Consider the following 18,846-nt stretch of genomic DNA (forward strand, 5'->3'; position numbering starts at 1 on the left):
CGATCCCACCGATCAGCCGGTGGGCTGCTCCGTCGGCTCGGGGCTGGGTGGGAAGACCGCTGTCTTCACAGTCTGCTGGATCCAGCCGTAGTCGGGCTCAGTGGGGTCTACGTCCGGCGGCACCATCTCGAGGTTGGTCACCGGCAGTTCCTTGGTCTTCGACGCCAGGTCGACGAAGTACCCCAGCATGCTCTGCGGGATGTCCGTCTTCACGACCTGGGCCCCGGCCGAGGCGATGCCCTGGAACTTGGCGAGCACGTTGGCAGGATTGAACTGCTTCAGGACGGCGTCCTGAAGTTGGCGCTGGCGCTGCATGCGGTCGTAATCGCTGGAGCCGTGGCGCGAACGTGCGTACCACGTGGCGTGGTAGCCGTCCATGTGCTGCATCCCGGGCTCGAACCACTCGGCGACACCGTTCAACTCCTCGTCACCGCCCAGCGGAACCCGATCGGTCACCTGGATGTCGACGCCCCCGAGGGCGTCGATCAGGTCCGAGAAGCCCTGCATGTCGATCAGCACGAAGTACTGGATCGGCAGGCCGGTGATGCCCTCCGCCGCGTCGCGCATGGCCTCGATGCCGGGCTCGCTGCCGAGGGCCGCGGCGTCCGGGTACATCTCGGGACTCTTGAGCTCCACCTCGGTGTAGATCGAGTTCAGCTGACAGACGTCCACGTCGCAGACATCGTCGTAGCCGTATCCGTCCGGGTACTTGTCGGCCATCGGTCCCGGCGAGAACGGAGCGTACTGGAGGTCGCGGGGAAGACCGACCATGACGGCCTTGCCCGTCGTCGAGTCGATGCTCACGACCGAGATGCTGTCGGGCCTGAGACCATCGCGGTCAGGTCCTGCGTCGCCGCCCAGGAGCAGGATGTTGTACTTGCCGTCGATGGGCGGGACGCTCGGACCGGCCTGGAACACCGTCGAGAGGAATCCGCTCGCCGAAGTGGCGAGATAGGCGCCGTAGCCGGCTCCCACGCTCAGGAAGAGCATCAGGACCGCCGTCAGGCCTCCGATCCAGGCACGTGCCGACGGCGCAGTGCGGACGAGGCGGACGAGGCGCAGCGTGTCGAGGCCGAGGATCACCCACACGACCGCGTAGAACACGAGGACGATCGCGATGACCCAGAGCGTGAGCGATGTGCTGAACATCGTGTACACGGCCGTGCGAGCGATGAACCACCCGACGGCGAGCAGCGCGACGATACCCCACAGGATGAAGGTGGTGACGAGGCCGAAGCGCCCGAGGCGTCGGCTGCCGGCGAGGACCTGCGGCGATCCGGGGAGCAGGAAGTTGAGCACGACCAGCCACCAGGCGCGGCGAGTCATCACCTCGGAGGATGTGGTGTTCGGGTAGCGGATCGGACTCGCCACGGATGTCATGGTGCTCATAGCTGGGACTGCAGGTCCGTGTTCTTCTTCTCCACGAGGGCGGCGAGGTCGTCAGCGTAGGCGGCGAGCTTGTCAGCGAGAGCATCATCGGCTGTCGCGAGGATCTTCACGGCGAGAAGCGCGGCGTTCTTCGCCCCGCCGATGGACACCGTCGCCACAGGGACACCGGCCGGCATCTGCACGATCGAGAGCAGGGAGTCCAGTCCGTCCAGCCTGCTGAGCGGCACGGGCACCCCGACGACGGGGAGCACCGTGACGGAGGCGAGCATGCCGGGCAGGTGGGCGGCTCCGCCTGCACCCGCAATGATGACCTTGAGGCCGCGCGCGTGAGCATCAGTGCCGTAGTCGATCATCTTGCGCGGGGTGCGGTGCGCCGAGACGACCTGCACCTCGAAGGGCACGCCGAACTCGCGCAGTGTCTGCGCGGCATCGCTCATCACCGACCAGTCCGAGTCTGATCCCATGACGATGCCGACGACAGGGGGCGCTTCGGGATTGGGCATGGGTTCCATGCTAGGTCTCAGATCTGGGAGATCGCCGCAGTGGCACGCGCGCCGTCGACGGTTGTTTCGGGCCGAGGCACGCTCGACTCGGTCTCGGGCTCATCTCCGTTCCCCACGACGCCCGTCCCGATGCCCCGGATGCCGCGATCTCGCCATTCCTCGTGGTGCCCGACCGCGAACAGTGCGATCACGCTGACGGCCGCGACAGCCGAGACCAGGAAGGCGACCCGGGTGAACCCCGAAGCCCACGCCGAACTCGTCGCGTAGTCCACGTGGATGGTCGTCCGGTACACGAGGAACGCGAAGCTCACCCACAGCCCGGTGAGCACGCTCGCCCCCCGCCTCCAGGTGGTCAGCCCGTAGGCCACGATCGGGGCGATGATCGGAACCAGCGGAAGCGTGTAGCGCGTGTTCGCCCCTCCGCCCCCGGCGACGTACTGCACCTGCAGCAGAAGGGTGGCCGCGAACACACCCAGCAGCATCAGACCGATCCAGACCTCCGCCCGGTGGACCGAGCGCGCACGGACCATCCGCCGGATCGCCCAGACGGCGCCCGTCGCCGCCAACAGCACCGGAACGAGGAGAAGCACCCAGTGGTCGAGCCACCCGCGCGGCAGGTTGTAGCGGTACAGGGAGAACAGGCCGCCCCAGAACTCGGGGTCGAGGACGACGTCGCTGACGGCCCGGACTCGGCGGCCCAAGTGCTCCTGGGACCATTCGGGATGACCCCCCGACACGTTTCCGGTCAAAGCGATGTTCCTCAGGTAGAACCACCCCGAGGCCAGCACCGCCGCCCCGCCCACGATCGCGGCCGATGCGATGCGGACAGCCCACGCCCGGGGCCAGCGATGCGTGGACGGCGCCACGATGATCGCGGCGACGATCGCCACGACGAAGACGCCGAACGACAGTCGACTGAGCATGCCACCGGCCGCCACGAGGGCCAGGCCGGCGACGAGCCACGGCCGGAGCCCGTCCCGGATCACTGTCGCCGCCAGCCCCAGCGCGAGTGCGGCGAAGACCACGGTGATCAGGTCGTTGTAGATCGCGCCTCCGACCAGGACGATCATGCCCATCATTCCGGCGGTGATGGAGGAGACGGCCGCCACGGCCGGGTTCCGCGGCCACATCCGACGCGCCGCCCACCACACGCAGAAGACGACCGCTCCCGCGATGACGGCATTCACGGATCGGCCGGCCATCACGGCCGCGAAGTAGTGCCCACCGTCGATCAGCGGACCGACGATGGGCGCCATGATCGCGTAGAAGAGCGGCGGATGCTGCGCCACCCACTGGACTGGCGGACTGTCTCCGAATGGGGGCGCGATGACGACGCCGTCCTCGAAGACGGGAAGATGCCCGTGCCAGAGCTGGTAGGCGTAGTCGAGGTGGCCCGTTTCGTCCGCCGTCACCAGCGGTGGTGATCCGAACCCCTTCGCCACTCCGGCAGCGACGACGAAGAGCACGGAGGCGAGCATCACGTACATGTACCAGCGGAGCGCCGCCGGGCGGGCCCCGTCCGAGGGCATGCGTGCGCTCGGGATGTCAGTCGTCGTCATGGCTCAGTCGCGGAAGCAGGCCGCGGCGGCCCGAGCCTGGTAGCTCGCGTCGTCGAGGTCGTCTCCGACGGCCGTCACGTGGCCGACCTTGCGGCCGGGGCGTGGGGCCTTGCCGTAGTTGTGCACCTTGACCGACGGATGCCGGGACATCACGGTCGCGTACCGGTCGGCGAGCGAGCCCGCCGCCGGTCCCCCGAGGATGTTCACCATGACGGACCACTCCTCGTGGGTCGCCGTCGATCCGAGCGGAAGGTCGAGCACGGCGCGCAGGTGCTGCTCGAACTGGCCCGTCGTCGAACCGTCCATCGACCAGTGGCCGCTGTTGTGCGGGCGCATCGCGAGCTCGTTCACGAGCAGCCGTCCATCGGTGGTCTGGAAGAGCTCGACGGCGAGAGCTCCCGTGACGCCGATGCCCTCGGCGACGGTGACGGCGATCTGCCTGGCCAGGTCGGCCAGGCGACCGGACGAGTGCGGCGCAGGCGCGATGACCTCGCTGCACACACCATCCGTCTGGACGGTCTCGACCAACGGCCACGCCACGATCTCGCCCGACGGGCGACGTGCGACCTGTTGGGCGAGTTCCCGGCTGAAGTCCACGAGTTCCTCGACCAGCAGTGCGTCGCCGCCCTCGCCGCCCAGCTCGGCGAACCAGTCGTCTGCCTCGTGCGGCGCCCGCACCACGCGAACACCTTTGCCGTCGTACCCGCCGCGCGGCGTCTTGACGACAGCGTGTCCACCGTGGTCGGCCAGGAAGGCCGCGAGTTCCTCCGAGTTCTCGACTCGGGCCCAGTCGGGGACGGGCAGGCCGAGCTCCGCGAGCTTCTGGCGCATGAGCAGCTTGTCCTGGGCGTAGAGCAGGGCGTCGGGGCCGGGGTGCACGGCGACGCCGCGTTCGACGAGCTCCCGCAGGATCTCCTGCGGGACGTGCTCGTGGTCGAAGGTGAGCACGTCGACGGTGTCGGCGAAGGCCAGCACGGCATCGCGGTCGCGGTAGTCCCCGACGCCGACGGCGGCGAGTCCGGCCGACATCCCATCGGCCTCGGCGAGCACGCGCAGCTCGATGCCGAGCTCCACTGCAGCAGGAATCATCATGCGGGCGAGCTGCCCCGCACCGATCACACCAACGATCATCGTCACGTCTCTCCAGGCTCTCAGCTCACGGAGTACATCCGCAGCCGGCATTCAGATTGGCTTGCTGCGCGATGGTTAGACTTCCCTGCGCACGTCTATCTTCGCCCATCCCCTTTCCTCTTGGATGCAGTCATGACAACGACCACGACCGGCGGATGGCGCGTGCTCGCTGCGCAGCTGGGCCGCTTCGGCGCCGTTGGGGCCGTCGGGTTCCTCGTGGATGTCGGCGTGTTCAACCTGCTGCGTGCCACGGTGCTCTCCCCGGAGGAGGTGCACACGGGACCTCTCATCGCGAAGGTCATCTCCACGGTGCTGGCCATATTCGTGAACTGGATGGGCAACCGTTACTGGACCTTCGCCGATCGGCGTTCGACGAGTACGGCTCGTGAGGGTGTCGAGTTCTTCGTGGTCAGCATCATCGGCATGGTCATCGGCCTCGCGTGCCTCTGGCTCTCGCACTACGTACTCGGTTTCACGTCGGTGCTCGCCGACAACATCTCCTCGAACGTCGTCGGCCTCGCCCTCGGCGCCGCGTTCCGCTTCGTCGCCTATCGCCTCTGGGTGTTCGCACCCCACCGCACGTCGCCCACGGCCGCCTCGCTGCTACCGGCCGCCCCAGACGACGGACTGGTCGGGGAGCGCTGACGGCTCCTCCTGCCAGCGCATGCGGGTTCCGCTGCCGTGGGCGGTGTCGGTCAGATCGTGAAGGGAGCGCTGGACCAGCGCTGCTCCCGGCACGTCCCGCAGCACCACGGGACGATCCGCGCCGGTGTTGATCAGTACGTCGCCGCTGCGGAAGGCGCTCTGCAGCCACGAGGTGCGCACGCTCACGTCATAGATGCGCGAGTACAGCACCTCCTGGCGCACGCGCACGAAGAAGCCGCTCCGCACGATGACCCGACGCGACGTCACTGTCGTGCGCTGGCCGAGCCACCAGAGCACCGGGAACAGCCAGCCGAACAGGATGACGACGGCGAGCGCACCCCACGCTGCGATCTGAGCCCAGGTCTCAGTCAGCCGGGGCAGGCCGTAGCCGGCCACCCCGCAGGCGACGATGAGGAGCAGCGACGGCCAGAACAGAGCCCGCGAGTGCCTGCGCAGGCGCGCGACAATACGCTCGGCCGGGACGGTGGGGCCCGTCGTTCCGGTCGGCGGTTCGCCTGCGATGCTCATAGGTCATTGATACCCCAGAGCCGCGCCCGTTCCCGGCGCGACAGACGCGGGTCACCGGATTCGATGGTCAGTAGCGCAGGTGCGTCACGTCACCGGCGGAGACGGCCCGGCTCTCGCCGGACTCGCGGTCATCGACCACCAGGCGTCCGTCGGCATCGATCGCGGCGGCCGTTCCGATGAGGACGTCACCACCCGGGAGCTCCACCCGCACCTCGCGGCCGAGGGTCCCGCAGAGTCCTGTGACCTCGGCGTGGAGCCCGCTGACGTCGGGGTCGCCGCCGGCGGCGAGCAGAGCCCTGTACAGCTCAGTGAATGCCTCGAGGTAGAGCGCCAGCACCTCGTCGGGGTCTGGGGCGACGCCGGTGACGAGCAGGATCGAGGTCGAGGTGAGCGTCGGCAGGTCGTGCTCGTCGAGGGCGAGGTTGAGGCCGGCACCGATCACGACGCCGCCCGGGTTCTCCCCTGGTGCCGGCGGAAGCAGTTCGGCCAGGATGCCGCTCACCTTGTAGCCGTCGACCAGAACGTCGTTGGGCCACTTGAGGGAGACGTCGATCGAGCCCGGCGCTCCGTCGTCGTCGGGAGTCTGCGCGAGCCTCTCGGCATGATCGCTCACGCTGGCGCGCACGGCGCGCGTCATGGCTGCGCCAGTGAGCAGCGGCAGCCACCCGAGCCTGCCGGCCGGAAGCGCGGATCCGTCGGCGAGGCGGGGCCTCACGAGCAGGGAGATGGCGAGGGACCGACCGGCCGGAGCCGTCCACGTCCGTCCGAGACGACCGCGTCCGCTGGTCTGGCTGCCCGTCACCAGAACAGACAGGTCCGGCCACGCCGAGGCATCCGGGCCCACGGCCCTGTCGACCAGCTCATCGTTCGTGGAACCGGCCTCGTCGAGGTACTCGAACCTGGCGGCCAGCGCCGTGCTCCGCGGAAATTCCATGACGGGCGTCCCTTCGTCGCGTTCAGAGTAGCGGTTGGTGCTCATCACGATGGTTCGGGGTCATCTTTGTAGGCATCCGTCAACGGGCGGCGGGGAGGTGCCCCGGATAGGCTGAACCGCGTGACCGAGAACAGTGCTGCGCAGGCCCCCGACATGACGACGACGGCAGGCAAGCTCGCCGACCTCAAGAACCGCTTCCACGAGGCCGTGACGGCGAGCGGCGAGGCCGCCATCGCCAAGCAGCACGCGAAGGGCAAGATGACGGCGCGCGAGCGCATCAACGAGCTCCTCGACGCCGGCAGCTTCGTCGAGCTCGACGAGTACGTTCGTCACCGCACCCACGCATTCGGGATGGACGCGAAGAAGCCGTACGGCGATTCAGTGGTCACCGGTGTCGGCACCATCCACGGCCGCCAGGTGGCCGTCTACTCGCAGGACTTCACAGTCTTCGGCGGATCCCTCGGCGAGGTGGCTGGCGAGAAGATCATCAAGGTGATGGAACTCGCCCTCAAGACCGGCGTGCCCATCATCGGCATCCTCGACTCCGGCGGAGCCCGCATTCAGGAGGGCGTCGTCGCCCTCGGCAAGTACGGCGAGATCTTCCGCCTCAACACCCGCGCCTCCGGCGTCATCCCGCAGATCTCGATCATCTGCGGCCCGGCTGCTGGCGGTGCCGTCTACTCCCCCGCCCTCACCGACTTCGTCATCATGGTCGACAAGTCCAGCCAGATGTTCGTCACCGGCCCCGACGTCATCAAGACCGTCACCGGCGAGGACGTCGGCATGGAGGAGCTCGGCGGCGCGCTCACCCACAACAAGGTGTCGGGCGTCGCCCACTACCTGGCCAGCGACGAGTCCGACGCCCTCGACTACGCCCGCAGCCTGCTCGGCTTCCTTCCCGACAACAACCTCGCCGAGCTGCCCGTCTACGACAGCGACACCGAGTTGGAGATCACGGATGCCGACCGCCGCCTGAACACCGTCATCCCGGACTCCCCCAACCAGCCGTACGACGTGCAGAGCGTCATCGAGGGCGTCGTCGACAACGGCGACTTCCTCGAGGTGCAGCCGCTGTTCGCGCCCAACATCGTCATCGGCTTCGGCCGGGTCGAGGGTCGCTCCGTCGGCATCATCGCCAACCAGCCCAACGCCATGGCCGGAACCCTCAACATCGACGCCGGGGAGAAGGCGAGCCGATTCGTGAGGTTCTGCGACGCGTTCTCCATCCCGATCGTCACCCTCGTCGATGTTCCCGGATACCTGCCGGGAACCGATCAGGAATGGACCGGCGTCATCCGCCGCGGAGCGAAGCTGCTCTACGCCTACGCCGAGGCGACGGTGCCCCTGGTCACGGTGATCCTGCGGAAGGCCTACGGCGGCGCCTACATCGTGATGGGCTCCAAGCAGCTCGGCGCCGACATCAACCTCGCGTGGCCGACGGCTGAGATCGCCGTCATGGGAGGCCAGGGCGCGGTCAACATCCTCTACCGAGGTGAGATCAAGCGGGCGGAGGAGGCAGGAGAGGACGTGGCGGCCGTGCGCACCAAGCTCGCCAACGAGTACACCTACAACGTGGCCAGCCCGTTCCTGGCAGCCGAGCGCGGAGAGCTCGACGGCATCATCGAGCCTGCTGCCACCCGCGTCTCCGTCACGAAGGCGCTGCGGGCCCTCCGCACCAAGCGCGCCAGTCTCCCGGCCAAGAAGCACGGGAACATCCCGCTCTGATGGGCAGGCACGCTGCAACCGATCGGCCGGACGACGCGCAGGCGCTGACCGGCATCACCTTCATCACCCAGGGGGTGACCGACGAGGAGGCCGCGGCCGTCACCGCCGTGCTGTCGGCGATGCTGGCCGAGGAGTCGGCCGGGGCCACGACGGCTCCGTCCGCCGGTCAGAACGCCTGGCAGCGCTCTCAGCGCGCGCTGCGCCAGCCGCTCACGCCGGGCTCCGGCCAGTGGCGCGGCTTCAGCGGCTGAGCAGCCCGACAGGCGCCGCTGTACCCCTGCCGTCCAGCAGTCCTCCATCACCCGTTCTGGGGGCTGGTGCTGCCTCGCGGCGTGCACGAAGACGCTTTCACCGAGGGTCCTCATCCGTGTCCCCCGAAATGATGACTGTTATTGATGTTGCCGGTGAGTCACACTAGATCTCGAAGGTAGCCCCGCAAGGGGCCACCGCCCACCGCAGGCCAGCTGTTTCAGTAGGCCGCGGTAGGGACGAGTCAGGGCGATATTCGGGTTATCGCCGCGACTCGGATACACGAAGGGGAGCGGGTCTCAGACCGGCTCCCCTTCGTCATACCCCCAGCAGACCGGCCAGGCCGGGACCCCCAGCAGACCGGCCAGGCCGGGAGCGGGATGCGCCGTCGCCAACAGGACCGGCTCCCCATCGTCATACCCCCGACAGACCGGCCAGGCCGGGAGCCGGATGCGCCGTCACCAACAGGACCGGCTCCCCTTCGTCATACCCCCAGCAGACCGGCCAGGCCGGGAGCGGGATGCGCCGTCACCAACAGGACCGGCTCCCCATCGTCATACCCCCAGCAGACCGGCCAGGCCGGGACCCCCAGCACGCCGACCAGACTGGGAGCTCAGCGCGGGATCTCGAGCCAGAGATCGACCTCTTCGCCGTCGTCATCGTCGTCGACAGCGACACCGGATCCGCCGTCGCCGAGGGCTGCAGTGCGCTGGTCGCCACCGCGAAGACCGACGACGGTCACCGCGACCTCATCATCCGAGACCGTCCGCACGATGATGCGATCGGCGTCGGTTCCCACGATGGCGTCTCGGAGGGTGCTCAGGGTGCGCCTGCGGTCGTCGTCGTCGAGGTCGTCGATGCCGCCCTCGTCGAGCAGGGTCACGCTCGCCCCGCGCTGCCTGGCGTCGCGCACCGCCGCGCGCACTCCGTCGTCGAGCAGCATCCGCCCGCGGATCTCGTCGCGGATGGCCGCCTCCAGCTGGCGGCACTCGAGGCGTTCGGCATCGCTCAGGTCGCCGTCGGTCTCGACGATGCGGCGCAGCATGGGGGCGGCCATCCGATCCGTCGTCGCCAGCCGCACCTGCCGCTCATGCAGGTGGGCGTCCTGGGCCGCCTGCCAGTCGGCGGCCTCCCGCTCGGCGAGGCTGTAGGAGCGCGCCTCGCGAGATGCCCTCGACAGCGCACGGGCACCGAAGTGGGCGACACCCACCCAGACCACGCTGCCGATGACACCGATGAAGCCGAGCGCGGCCGGGCCGGCCCAGGCGAGCGTCTGGAGCACGAGGAAGCCCACGCCGGCCCAGGCGACGACCAACCGGCCGCGCACGGCCGTGATCGTCATGAGGGTTCCGATGGCCGCGACGTACCAGGTGGCGTAGCCGTTGTCGGCCGTCGCATCGAGGGTCGAGCAGACGAGCAGCGGCATGGCGATGCTCGCGGCGAGATCGAAGGCGGCCACCCAGAGCGGCATCCGACCAGGACGGGACGGCCACAGGCTGAAGACCGTCGCGAGCACGTACAGGCAGATCGCGATGATCGGGGCGACCGGGGAGTCCGGCACCCCGAGCGAGGTGATGGCCAAGACGACGTGGTACGCCGAGAACACGGCGGCGAGGCCGACGATGAGCCCGCGCGGAATGGTGATCATGCGCCGGCTCCGGTCGGCTCGACCGAGGCGCGATCAGGGTCGGTCCCGGCCGAGATCGCATCCGTCTCCGCATCCGCCGGCCATTGCAGGGTGACGGTGGTGCCCGCGCCGGGAGACGACTCGATGCTGGCGGTGCCGCCGACGCTCAGCATCCGCTCGATGATCGACACCCTGATGCCCAGGCGTTCCTGCGGAATGCCTGCGGCGTCGAAGCCCCTGCCTGTGTCGCTGACCGTGATGCGGCATCCGTCTGTCAGACCCGTGACGGTGAGCCTGCGACGCACGAGACTCGCCGCGCCGCCCGCGTGCTGCATGCTGTTCACCATCGCCTGGACCGATGCCGAGTGCAACGCCTCCGCCGCCTGGACGGGCACCCCGCGACCGGCGACATGCGTCGCGCGGATGACGAACGGTGTCGAGAACTCCGATGCCGATGACCGGATGCGGCGGGCCAGCCGATCGAGGGGGACGTCGCGCTCGTCGTCGACGGGCGGATCCGCTGCGACCTCGAGATGCTTGAGCGCCGTACGCGCCATGCGGGCGGCGAGAACCTTCTGCTCCGGCCTGTCTGCGTTGGCAGCCGAGAGCAGCGTGGTGAGCACGCTGTCGTGCACGATGGCATCGACCTGTACCCGCTCGACGTCGGTGGCGTGTTGGCGGACGGCCTCCGCATACTTGGCCAGCGCCCCGGCCTGAGCATCGTCGACGGCCTCTGCGGCCTGCCGCAAGGAGGTGAAGATGATCAGGGCGGCCGAGCTGAGCAGGATGGCGTAGACCGTGTCGAGGCTGGCCCGAGTGAATCCGACGTCACCGCCGGCCGGCGACACCCTGATGATGCCGTAGGCGAGCGGAGTGAGGATCGTGTAGAGGATGGCGACGGGCAGCCTGAAGGCTATGGCGGCGTTGGTCGTCGCCACTGTCACCAGGTACCAGATCCACGGCGTGTTCTCGGCGAAGTCGGCCGGGTCTCCTACGGTGAGGGGCCAGACCAGCACGGCCACCAGGTAGACGATCGCGAAGAGACCGAAGACCAGGCGGTGGGCGCGGTTCACCCACGCGGAGACCGCGACGGCGATCAGGGAGCCGAACACAGTGGCACCGACGATGTACGACCAGGGCGCGATGAGCTCGGGCAGCTGCTGCAGCATCACCGGGACCGTCTGCACGACGAAGACCAGGCCGAAGAAGGCCGTCGCCCGCGCGAGTGCGACGTTGATGCGGCGGGCGCTCAGCGCCGCACGTGGCTCCGACGTCGTAGGCAGAGCACTGCGCAGGCGTTCACCCCGCTCGGTCGTGCGAGGTGACGGGACCGTCGTCATCCAGCCGAGTCCTGTTCGAGGCCCGGCAGGATGCCGTCCTCGACGGCCCGGCGCAGCAGGTCCACCTTGGTCGGGGCAGGGCGCCCGACCTCGACGTACTTCACCCGCACGCGGTCGAGGTACTCTCTGGCCGTCGAGTGGGCGATGCCCAGCTGCATGGCGACGGTCTTGAGCGGGAGGCCGGACGCGTACAGGTGCAGCACGTCGCGTTCGCGGCGTCCCAGCTGGGCCTTGCCGAAGTCGGCGTCGGCATCGATGGCCGACGCCCACTCGAGGTTGTTGAGCACCTCGCCCCGCGCCACCGTGGCGATGGCTGCGAGCACCATGGCCGTCGGAGCCGACTTGGGGATCACTCCGGCCGCACCGGCGGCGAGGGCCTCCCGAACGCTGGCGACGCGGTCGGCGATGGAGTGCACCAGCACGGCGGCCCCGGTCGCCTGAGCGGCCTTCACGTTGTCCGTCACGCTCGACCCGTCGCCGAGCGAGAGGTCGAGCACCACAACGTCGCATGGCCGGCCCAGCACGTTGTCGATGAGGTCCTGGGCTCGCGCCGTCGTGTAGATGACGTCGTAGCCCGCAGCCTCGCAGGCCGCCTTCAGTCCGAGGACCACCGACTCGTGGTCATCGACGATGGCCACCTGGATGGCACCTGCCGCACCCGCATTCGACTCCGTCACGTGCGTTCCCTCCATTGACGCGACACCTCTGCCGCGTCATCCCAGACTACGGCGTCGGCCCGCCGTCAGGACGCGCGCACGAAGCGCGCCACGGCTTCGACATGGTGAGTGTTCGGGAACAGGTCGAAGGCGCGCAGAGCCTGCAGCTCGTAGCCGCGCTCACGGAGCAGGCCGGCATCTCGGGCGAGGGCGACGGGATCGCAGGCGACGTAGACGAGCTGACGCGGCCGCAGGTCGACCAGCGAGTCGACGACGTCGCGCCCGGCACCCGACCGCGGAGGATCGAGCACCACTGTCGCACCCTCGAGCCGACGTCGCTCCGCTGCCGGAGCCTCGGCGAGCTCCCGCAGGAATCTGTCGACGCGGGAAGTGACGGCCGCGGCGCCCAGCCATTCTGAGAGGTTCTCGGCGGCGTGGTCGGTGGCGCGCGCGTCGCTCTCGACCGTCGTGATGCGCACGGTGGAGCCGAAGCGGTCGCCGACGGCTGCCGCGAGCAGGCCGACCCCGCCGTAGAGGTCGAGGTTCGCAGCCCGAGGGTCGAACTCGTCACCGTCGATGGTCTCCTGCACAGCGCGGCTGAGCGTCTCGGCCGCACGGGCGTGCACCTGCCAGAATCCACCGGCCTCGAGCCTGAAGCGACGCTCCCCGACGATCTCGTGCACGACGGCGTGCGGCGGCGCCTTCGGCCTGCCGCGGCGATCGTTCTCGGAGACCACGATGCGGGCGACGGCATCGCTGGGCGCGATGAGGTCGACGTGGGCAGCACCAGGGAAGCGCTGCGTGAGCGGCGCGATGGCCTCGACCGCAGCTGTGGCGAGGGGCAGCGACGTCACGGGCACGACGTGGTGGGAGCGTGCGGCGAACGGGCCGACGCGGCCGTCTGGCGCCACCTGCAGGCGCACCCGGGTGCGCCAGCCCGTTCCTGTGGATGCGGCGTCGGGGCCGGCATCCGGAGCAGTGGGAATGGCCTCGACCTCGACGTCGGTGTCGATCTTCGCCATCCGCGCGAAGGCATCCGTGAGAACGCGACGCTTGAGCTCGCGCTGGAAGCTCTGATCGATGTGACCGAACTCGGCGCCTCCAGCTCTCTCCCCTGGCGCCCTGTCGACGGAGGACTCCGGCCAGACGTGGTCACGACGTTCGGGGGCTGCGGTGAGGACGCCGATGGTCTCGGCACGCCAGAAACTCGCGTGTGCGTCATCGCTCACGTGGGCGAGAACGCGCTCACCGGGCAGGGTGTCGCTCACGAAGACCACGCGCCCCTCATGCCTGGCGACGAAGACACCGCCGTGGGCTACGTTGGTGACGTCGAGCTCGACGGTGGTTCCCGCCCCGGTTCCCGCCTTCGGCCCCGCCGATGACCGGACCCCGTCGCGGCGCCCGGAGAGCTCGGCGGACGGGGTGCGGTTTCTCTTCTGGGCCATCGTCCGAGCATTCCACACGACTCTGCACGAAAGCATCATGCGCCTCTACCTCGCCTCCACCTCCCCCGCCAGACTCGCTACCCTCCGCGCGGCGGGCATCGAGCCCGTCACCATCTCCCCCGACGTCGACGAGGAGGCGTTGGTCGCCTCCGTCGAGGAGGCGCAGGGTGCGACGCTTCCCGCGGCGGAGATGGTCGAGCTCCTCGCCAGGGCGAAGGCCGAGGCCGTCGTCGGCGCGCTGGTCGACGGGGAGCCGATCGACGGTCTCATCCTCGGCGGCGACTCCGCCTTCCTCTTCGACGGATCCATCTACGGAAAGCCTCACCGCCCCGACGTCGCCCGGGAACGCTGGCGGCGACAGAGCGGGCGCGGCGGCGAGCTGTTCTCCGGCCACTGGTTGATCGACCACCGCGGTGGGCGAGCGGATGCCGCCGTCGGCGCCGTCGCATCGGCGCGAGTCACCTTCGCCGAGGTCGACGAGCACGAGATCGACGCGTACGTCGCCAGCGGGGAGCCGCTCGAGGTGGCCGGCGCCTTCACGATCGACAGCCTCGGGGGTCCGTTCATCCGTTCCGTCGATGGCGACCCGAGCACGGTGATCGGCCTGTCGCTCTCGACTCTGCGCGACCTCGTGCGCGAACTCGGCGTCGGCTGGCCGTCCCTCTGGAACCGCCCCCGCTCCTGACAGACCGTTCCTTGTGTTGTACCTTTCCGAAGCGGTCGGACCGCATTTTTGGAGGAGACGCCTAAAAGGGATGCGTGGCACGGCAATAGGCTGGTGAATCATGACGCGCATCTCCAAGGTCCTCATCGCCAACCGGGGCGAAATCGCCGTCCGCGTCATCAGGGCTGCCCGCGACAGCGGCATCAGCTCCGTCGCCGTCTACGCCGACCAGGACCGCGACGCCCTGCACTCCCGTCTCGCCGATGAGTCCTACGGGCTCGACGGAACCACGAGCGCCGACACCTACCTCGTCATCGACAAGCTGCTCTCGATCGCCCGCCGGTCCGGAGCCGACGCCGTGCACCCCGGCTACGGCTTCCTCGCCGAGAACGCCGACTTCGCCCGCGCCGTCATCGACGCCGGCCTCGTCTGGATCGGCCCGTCGCCCGACGCCATCGAGCGTCTCGGCGACAAGGTGTCTGCCCGTCACGTGGCCGAGAAGGTGGGCGCCCCGCTCGCCCCCGGCACACTCAACCCCGTCTCCGACGCCTCCGAGGTGCTCGACTTCGTCGACGTGCACGGACTGCCCGTGGCCATCAAGGCGGCCTACGGCGGCGGCGGCCGCGGCCTCAAGGTCGCCCGCACCCGCGAGGAGATCCCCGAGCTCTTCGACTCCGCCACCCGCGAGGCCATCACGGCCTTCGGTCGCGGAGAGTGCTTCGTGGAGAAGTACCTCGACGAGCCCCGTCACGTCGAGACCCAGTGCCTCGCGGATGCCGAGGGGAACGTCGTCGTCGTCTCGACCCGCGACTGCTCGCTGCAGCGCCGCCACCAGAAGCTCGTCGAGGAGGCACCGGCGCCGTTCCTGACCGAGGAGCAGAACACCGAGCTGTACCGCGCGTCGAAGGCCATCCTCAAGGAGGTCGGCTACCTCGGCGCCGGCACGTGCGAGTTCCTCATCGGCAAGGACGGCACTGTCTCCTTCCTCGAGGTGAACACCCGCCTGCAGGTGGAGCACCCCGTCTCGGAAGAGGTGACGGGCATCGACCTCGTGCGCGAGCAGTTCCGCATCGCCGAGGGCGGCATCCTCGATTACGACGACCCGGCTCCGCGCGGCCACTCCTTCGAGTTCCGCATCAACGGCGAGGACGCCGGTCGAGGGTTCATGCCGGCTCCGGGACCCGTGCACGTGTTCCGCCCCGCGAGCGGCCCCGGCATCCGTGTCGACACCGGAATCCAGGCGGGCGACGTGATCAGCGGATCGTTCGACTCCCTGCTCGCCAAGCTCATCGTGACAGGCTCCGACCGCGAGGAGGCGCTCGACCGCGCCCGCCGCGCGCTCGACGAGTTCGAGGTCGCCGGCCTGCCGACGGTGCTGCCATTCCACCGGGCGATCGTGCGGGATCCGGCCTTCGCACCCGAGAACGGCGAGCCGTTCTCCATCTACACGCGCTGGATCGAGACCGATTTCGAGAACACCATCGAGGCGTGGAGCGGAGAGGCCGAGACTCCGGCCGCCCCGGAGCAGCGCAACACGGTGACCCTCGAGGTCGATGGACGCCGCATCGAGGTGAGCCTCCCCGTGCGGCTGCTGCCGAGCTCCTCGGCGGAGAAGACCGGTGGACCCGCGCCGCGCCGCCGTGCGACGCACCACTCCGTCAGCACGTCGACAGGCGACTCCGTGAAGGCGCCCATGCAGGCGACGATCGTGAAGCTGGCCGTCGCCGAAGGCGATCAGGTCGTCAAGGGAGACCTCATCATCGTGCTCGAGGCCATGAAGATGGAGCAGCCGTTGACGGCGCACAAGGACGGCCGCATCGAGAACCTGAACGCCGCCGTCGGTTCGACGGTCGCGTCCGGCCACCTGTTGCTCAGCATCGCGGACTAGTTCCGGCATTCAGCGCGCTTCGACCGCGGGATTCGTCCCGCCCTCAGCGGACTGCGTCCCGACCCTCGCTCGCCGAGGGCCGAGCGAAGCGACCGCCCGAAGCGCATCGGCGGACCGCGATCTCTCCCTAGCTGTTGACGATGTGCATCGCGCGTGCGGCATCCGAGATGGATCCCGACAGCGACGGGTACACGGGGAAGGCCTCGGAGACCTGGTCGACCGTGAGCCTGTGCACGACGGCGAGCGCCACCGGGAGGATGAGTTCGCTGGCCTTCGGCGCCACGATCACGCCGCCGATGACGGTGCCGGAGCCCGTGCGCGCGAAGATCTTCACGAAGCCCTCCTTGATGCCCATCATCTTGGCGCGGGGGTTCGTGGCGAGGGGCAGCTTGTAGATCTCGCCCTGCGCGATGCCGTCCTCGATCTGCTTCTGCGTCCACCCCACGGTGGCGATCTCCGGCTGGGTGAAGATGTTCGAGGTGATGTTGCGTTCCTCGGGCGGGTTGACGATGTCGCCCATGGCGTGGAACACCGCGGTTCGCCCCTGCATCGAGGCGACGGAGGCGAGCGGTGTGAACGTGGTGCAGTCGCCGGCGGCGTAGATGTTCGGCACCGAGGTGCGCGCCACCCGGTTCACCCGGATGTGCCCGCTCGGCGTCATCTGCACGCCGGCGGCCTCGAGGCCGATGCCCGCCGTGTTCGGGATCGAGCCGACGGCCATGAGGGCGTGCGAGCCCTCGACGACCCGGCCGTCGGACAACGTCGCCTTCACGCCCGTCGCCGTGCGCTCGACCTTGTCGGCGCGGGACTTGGAGAGCACCGTCATGCCGTTGCGGCGGAAGGCGTTCTCGAGCACGCGGGCGGCGTCGGCGTCCTCGCCCGGCAGCACCTGGTCGCGACTCGAGATGAGCGTGACCTCGCTGCCGAGGGCGCGGTAGGCCGAGGCGAACTCGGCGCCGGTGACACCGGAGCCGACCACGATGAGGTGCTCCGGAACGCTCTTCAGGTTGTAGAGCTGCGTCCAGGTGAAGATCCGCTCGCCGTCGGGCACGGCCGAGTCGAGGATGCGAGGGGTTGCTCCCACCGAGATGATGATGGTGTCGGCCTCGATGCGATCGAAGTCCGTGCCCTCGTCGCCGAGGGCCGTCGAGACGATGATGGCTCCGGCTCCGTCGAGGCGTCCCTCGCCCTGCACCAGGCGCACTCCGGCCTTCTCGAGGTTGGCGGTCATGTCCTCCGACTGCTGTCGGGCGAGCCGCAGCAGGCGCTTGTTGACGGCGGCCAGGTTGATGGCGACCTCGGGGCGGAGTGGCTTGCCGGACTCACCGCGAGCGTAGAACTGCACGCCGAGATCGGCGGCCTCCTTGATGGCGTTCGACGCCTCCGCCGTCGCGATGAGCGACTTCGACGGCACGACGTCGGTCAGCACGGCCGATCCGCCGACTCCCATGCGCTCGACGAGGGTGACCTCGGCTCCCAGCTGGGCCGCAGCGAGGGCGGCGTCGTAACCGCCGGGCCCTCCACCGAGGATTGCGATCCGCTGGGTGGTCTCGAACTCGTGGGCCATGCCTTCCATTCTCGCAGATGCACGAGAACCTCAAGATCCGCTGAGCGTTCGCGCGGATGAGCAGCGGATGCCGCCGCTTCCCCGCATCCTGAGTGACGGCATCCGCTCGCCGTCAACCGGGTGGGTCGCGCATGGGCACCGGCTCTAGAGTGGACGGATGACGACTTCGACGACGAATCCCCTCGACGAGCCCGGAACCGACCCGTTCGAGGTCGCCAGGCAGGCCGCGGAGCAGATCGCAGAGCGCACAGGCGTCGAACGCCACGACATCGCCCTCACCCTCGGCAGCGGATGGGGAAAGGCCGCCGATCTCATCGGCGAGACCACGGCCGTGATCCCGGCGCACGAGATCAGCGGCTTCAGCAAGCCGGCCCTCGAGGGCCACGGCGGCATGCTGCGGTCGATCGCGCTGCCGAACGGCAAGCACGCCCTCGTGATCGGAGCGCGCACCCACTACTACGAGGGCCACGGAGTGCGCAGGGTCGTGCACAGCGTGCGCACAGCTGCGGCGACCGGCGCCTCCACGATGATCCTCACCAACGGTGCCGGCGGCATCCGCGAGCACTGGACGCCCGGCACACCCGTTCTGATCAGCGACCACATCAACCTGACGGCGGACTCGCCCCTCGAGGGCGCGACCTTCATCGACCTCACCGACCTCTACTCGCGACGCCTGCGCGACCTCGCCCGCACGATCGACCCGGGTCTCGACGAGGGCGTGTACTGCCAGTTCCGCGGCCCGCACTACGAGACGCCGGCCGAGGTGCAGATGGCCAAGACCATCGGCGGCCACATCGTGGGCATGTCGACCGCGCTCGAGGCCATCGCCGCCCGCCAGGCCGGCATGGAGATCCTCGGCATGAGCCTGATCACCAACCTCGCAGCAGGCATCCAGAAGACACCCCTCAGTCACGCCGAGGTCATCGAGGCCGGTCAGAACGCCGAGGCCGTCATCAGCGCCCTGCTCGCCCGCATCGCGAACGCCCTGTGAACGAC

Annotated in this window: 17 protein-coding genes; 6 read left to right on the forward strand and 11 right to left on the reverse strand. The window is 69.1% G+C overall.

The window, feature by feature from the left end; all coding sequences use genetic code 11:
* Positions 1-12: 12 nt before the first annotated feature.
* From AADV74_RS08480 to AADV74_RS08495, 4 genes are read right to left on the reverse strand one after another with little or no spacing between them, the layout of a single operon-like run.
* On the reverse strand, positions 13-1,380 hold the full coding sequence (locus tag AADV74_RS08480) for an LCP family glycopolymer transferase (RefSeq protein ID WP_342113119.1): 1,368 nt from the start codon (positions 1,378-1,380) through the stop codon (positions 13-15).
* 5 nt (positions 1,381-1,385) lie between these two features.
* A complete protein-coding gene (gene purE, locus AADV74_RS08485) occupies positions 1,386-1,901 on the reverse strand; it encodes a 5-(carboxyamino)imidazole ribonucleotide mutase (RefSeq protein ID WP_342113014.1) in 516 nt (171 codons plus the stop codon).
* A gap of 8 nt (positions 1,902-1,909) precedes the next feature.
* Positions 1,910-3,451 (reverse strand): hypothetical protein, encoded by a 1,542-nt coding sequence (locus AADV74_RS08490; protein ID WP_342113015.1) that lies wholly within the window; start codon positions 3,449-3,451, stop codon positions 1,910-1,912.
* 3 nt (positions 3,452-3,454) lie between these two features.
* Entirely contained in the window at positions 3,455-4,588 is a 1,134-nt protein-coding gene (locus AADV74_RS08495) for a 5-(carboxyamino)imidazole ribonucleotide synthase (RefSeq protein WP_342113016.1), read from the reverse strand.
* A 126-nt stretch (positions 4,589-4,714) separates the two neighbouring features.
* On the opposite strand from AADV74_RS08495, the gene AADV74_RS08500 reads away from it, so the two are divergent.
* Entirely contained in the window at positions 4,715-5,227 is a 513-nt protein-coding gene (locus tag AADV74_RS08500) for a GtrA family protein (RefSeq protein WP_342113017.1), read from the forward strand.
* Here the strand turns inward: AADV74_RS08500 and AADV74_RS08505 are convergent.
* Entirely contained in the window at positions 5,186-5,755 is a 570-nt protein-coding gene (locus tag AADV74_RS08505; RefSeq protein WP_342113018.1) for a PH domain-containing protein, read from the reverse strand. The genes AADV74_RS08500 and AADV74_RS08505 overlap by 42 nt on opposite strands.
* A gap of 67 nt (positions 5,756-5,822) precedes the next feature.
* Complete coding sequence (locus AADV74_RS08510) at positions 5,823-6,689, reverse strand: biotin--[acetyl-CoA-carboxylase] ligase (RefSeq protein WP_342113019.1); 867 nt, start codon at positions 6,687-6,689, stop codon at positions 5,823-5,825.
* A gap of 153 nt (positions 6,690-6,842) precedes the next feature.
* Here AADV74_RS08510 and AADV74_RS08515 point away from each other — a divergent pair, with 153 nt between their 5' ends.
* Both AADV74_RS08515 and AADV74_RS08520 read left to right on the forward strand, forming a co-directional pair.
* Positions 6,843-8,414: an acyl-CoA carboxylase subunit beta gene (locus AADV74_RS08515; protein WP_342113120.1), complete on the forward strand. Its 1,572-nt coding sequence runs from the start codon at positions 6,843-6,845 to the stop codon at positions 8,412-8,414.
* Positions 8,414-8,665, forward strand: a complete 252-nt coding sequence (locus tag AADV74_RS08520; protein WP_342113020.1) for an acyl-CoA carboxylase subunit epsilon — start codon at positions 8,414-8,416, stop codon at positions 8,663-8,665. Before AADV74_RS08515 ends, AADV74_RS08520 begins: the two co-directional genes overlap by 1 nt.
* Before the next feature lie 611 nt (positions 8,666-9,276).
* On the opposite strand, the gene AADV74_RS08525 is transcribed toward AADV74_RS08520, so the two are convergent.
* From AADV74_RS08525 to AADV74_RS08540, 4 genes are read right to left on the reverse strand one after another with little or no spacing between them, the layout of a single operon-like run.
* Positions 9,277-10,311, reverse strand: coding sequence for a hypothetical protein (locus tag AADV74_RS08525; RefSeq protein WP_342113021.1), 1,035 nt, complete (start codon positions 10,309-10,311; stop codon positions 9,277-9,279).
* On the reverse strand, positions 10,308-11,630 hold the full coding sequence (locus tag AADV74_RS08530; protein WP_342113022.1) for a sensor histidine kinase: 1,323 nt from the start codon (positions 11,628-11,630) through the stop codon (positions 10,308-10,310). Before AADV74_RS08530 ends, AADV74_RS08525 begins: the two co-directional genes overlap by 4 nt.
* Positions 11,627-12,322, reverse strand: coding sequence for a response regulator transcription factor (locus tag AADV74_RS08535; RefSeq protein WP_425287267.1), 696 nt, complete (start codon positions 12,320-12,322; stop codon positions 11,627-11,629). Before AADV74_RS08535 ends, AADV74_RS08530 begins: the two co-directional genes overlap by 4 nt.
* A gap of 50 nt (positions 12,323-12,372) precedes the next feature.
* Positions 12,373-13,731, reverse strand: coding sequence for a class I SAM-dependent RNA methyltransferase (locus tag AADV74_RS08540; protein ID WP_342113024.1), 1,359 nt, complete (start codon positions 13,729-13,731; stop codon positions 12,373-12,375).
* 37 nt (positions 13,732-13,768) lie between these two features.
* On the opposite strand from AADV74_RS08540, the gene AADV74_RS08545 reads away from it, so the two are divergent.
* Both AADV74_RS08545 and AADV74_RS08550 read left to right on the forward strand, forming a co-directional pair.
* Complete coding sequence (locus tag AADV74_RS08545; protein ID WP_342113025.1) at positions 13,769-14,416, forward strand: Maf family protein; 648 nt, start codon at positions 13,769-13,771, stop codon at positions 14,414-14,416.
* Positions 14,417-14,516: 100 nt separating this feature from the next.
* Complete coding sequence (locus AADV74_RS08550; protein WP_342113026.1) at positions 14,517-16,283, forward strand: acetyl/propionyl/methylcrotonyl-CoA carboxylase subunit alpha; 1,767 nt, start codon at positions 14,517-14,519, stop codon at positions 16,281-16,283.
* A 127-nt stretch (positions 16,284-16,410) separates the two neighbouring features.
* On the opposite strand, the gene AADV74_RS08555 is transcribed toward AADV74_RS08550, so the two are convergent.
* Entirely contained in the window at positions 16,411-17,850 is a 1,440-nt protein-coding gene (locus tag AADV74_RS08555) for an NAD(P)H-quinone dehydrogenase (RefSeq protein ID WP_342113027.1), read from the reverse strand.
* A gap of 157 nt (positions 17,851-18,007) precedes the next feature.
* Between AADV74_RS08555 and AADV74_RS08560 the strand changes: the two genes are divergently transcribed.
* Positions 18,008-18,841 (forward strand): purine-nucleoside phosphorylase, encoded by an 834-nt coding sequence (locus AADV74_RS08560; protein ID WP_342113028.1) that lies wholly within the window; start codon positions 18,008-18,010, stop codon positions 18,839-18,841.
* The last annotated feature ends 5 nt before the right edge of the window (positions 18,842-18,846 follow it).

The organism is Leifsonia stereocauli (genome assembly GCF_038432415.1).
GTDB lineage: Bacteria > Actinomycetota > Actinomycetes > Actinomycetales > Microbacteriaceae > Orlajensenia > Orlajensenia stereocauli.

Coding starts and splice junctions, on each gene's coding strand:
- AADV74_RS08480 (WP_342113119.1), bottom strand. CDS start 1,380: ATGACATCCGTGGCGAGTCCGATCCGCTACCCGAACACCACATCCTCC.
- purE (WP_342113014.1), bottom strand. CDS start 1,901: ATGGAACCCATGCCCAATCCCGAAGCGCCCCCTGTCGTCGGCATCGTC.
- AADV74_RS08490 (WP_342113015.1), bottom strand. CDS start 3,451: ATGACGACGACTGACATCCCGAGCGCACGCATGCCCTCGGACGGGGCC.
- AADV74_RS08500 (WP_342113017.1), top strand. CDS start 4,715: ATGACAACGACCACGACCGGCGGATGGCGCGTGCTCGCTGCGCAGCTG.
- AADV74_RS08505 (WP_342113018.1), bottom strand. CDS start 5,755: ATGAGCATCGCAGGCGAACCGCCGACCGGAACGACGGGCCCCACCGTC.
- AADV74_RS08510 (WP_342113019.1), bottom strand. CDS start 6,689: ATGGAATTTCCGCGGAGCACGGCGCTGGCCGCCAGGTTCGAGTACCTC.
- AADV74_RS08515 (WP_342113120.1), top strand. CDS start 6,843: ATGACGACGACGGCAGGCAAGCTCGCCGACCTCAAGAACCGCTTCCAC.
- AADV74_RS08520 (WP_342113020.1), top strand. CDS start 8,414: ATGGGCAGGCACGCTGCAACCGATCGGCCGGACGACGCGCAGGCGCTG.
- AADV74_RS08525 (WP_342113021.1), bottom strand. CDS start 10,311: ATGATCACCATTCCGCGCGGGCTCATCGTCGGCCTCGCCGCCGTGTTC.
- AADV74_RS08530 (WP_342113022.1), bottom strand. CDS start 11,630: ATGACGACGGTCCCGTCACCTCGCACGACCGAGCGGGGTGAACGCCTG.
- AADV74_RS08535 (WP_425287267.1), bottom strand. CDS start 12,322: ATGGAGGGAACGCACGTGACGGAGTCGAATGCGGGTGCGGCAGGTGCC.
- AADV74_RS08540 (WP_342113024.1), bottom strand. CDS start 13,731: ATGGCCCAGAAGAGAAACCGCACCCCGTCCGCCGAGCTCTCCGGGCGC.
- AADV74_RS08545 (WP_342113025.1), top strand. CDS start 13,769: ATGCGCCTCTACCTCGCCTCCACCTCCCCCGCCAGACTCGCTACCCTC.
- AADV74_RS08550 (WP_342113026.1), top strand. CDS start 14,517: ATGACGCGCATCTCCAAGGTCCTCATCGCCAACCGGGGCGAAATCGCC.
- AADV74_RS08555 (WP_342113027.1), bottom strand. CDS start 17,850: ATGGCCCACGAGTTCGAGACCACCCAGCGGATCGCAATCCTCGGTGGA.
- AADV74_RS08560 (WP_342113028.1), top strand. CDS start 18,008: ATGACGACTTCGACGACGAATCCCCTCGACGAGCCCGGAACCGACCCG.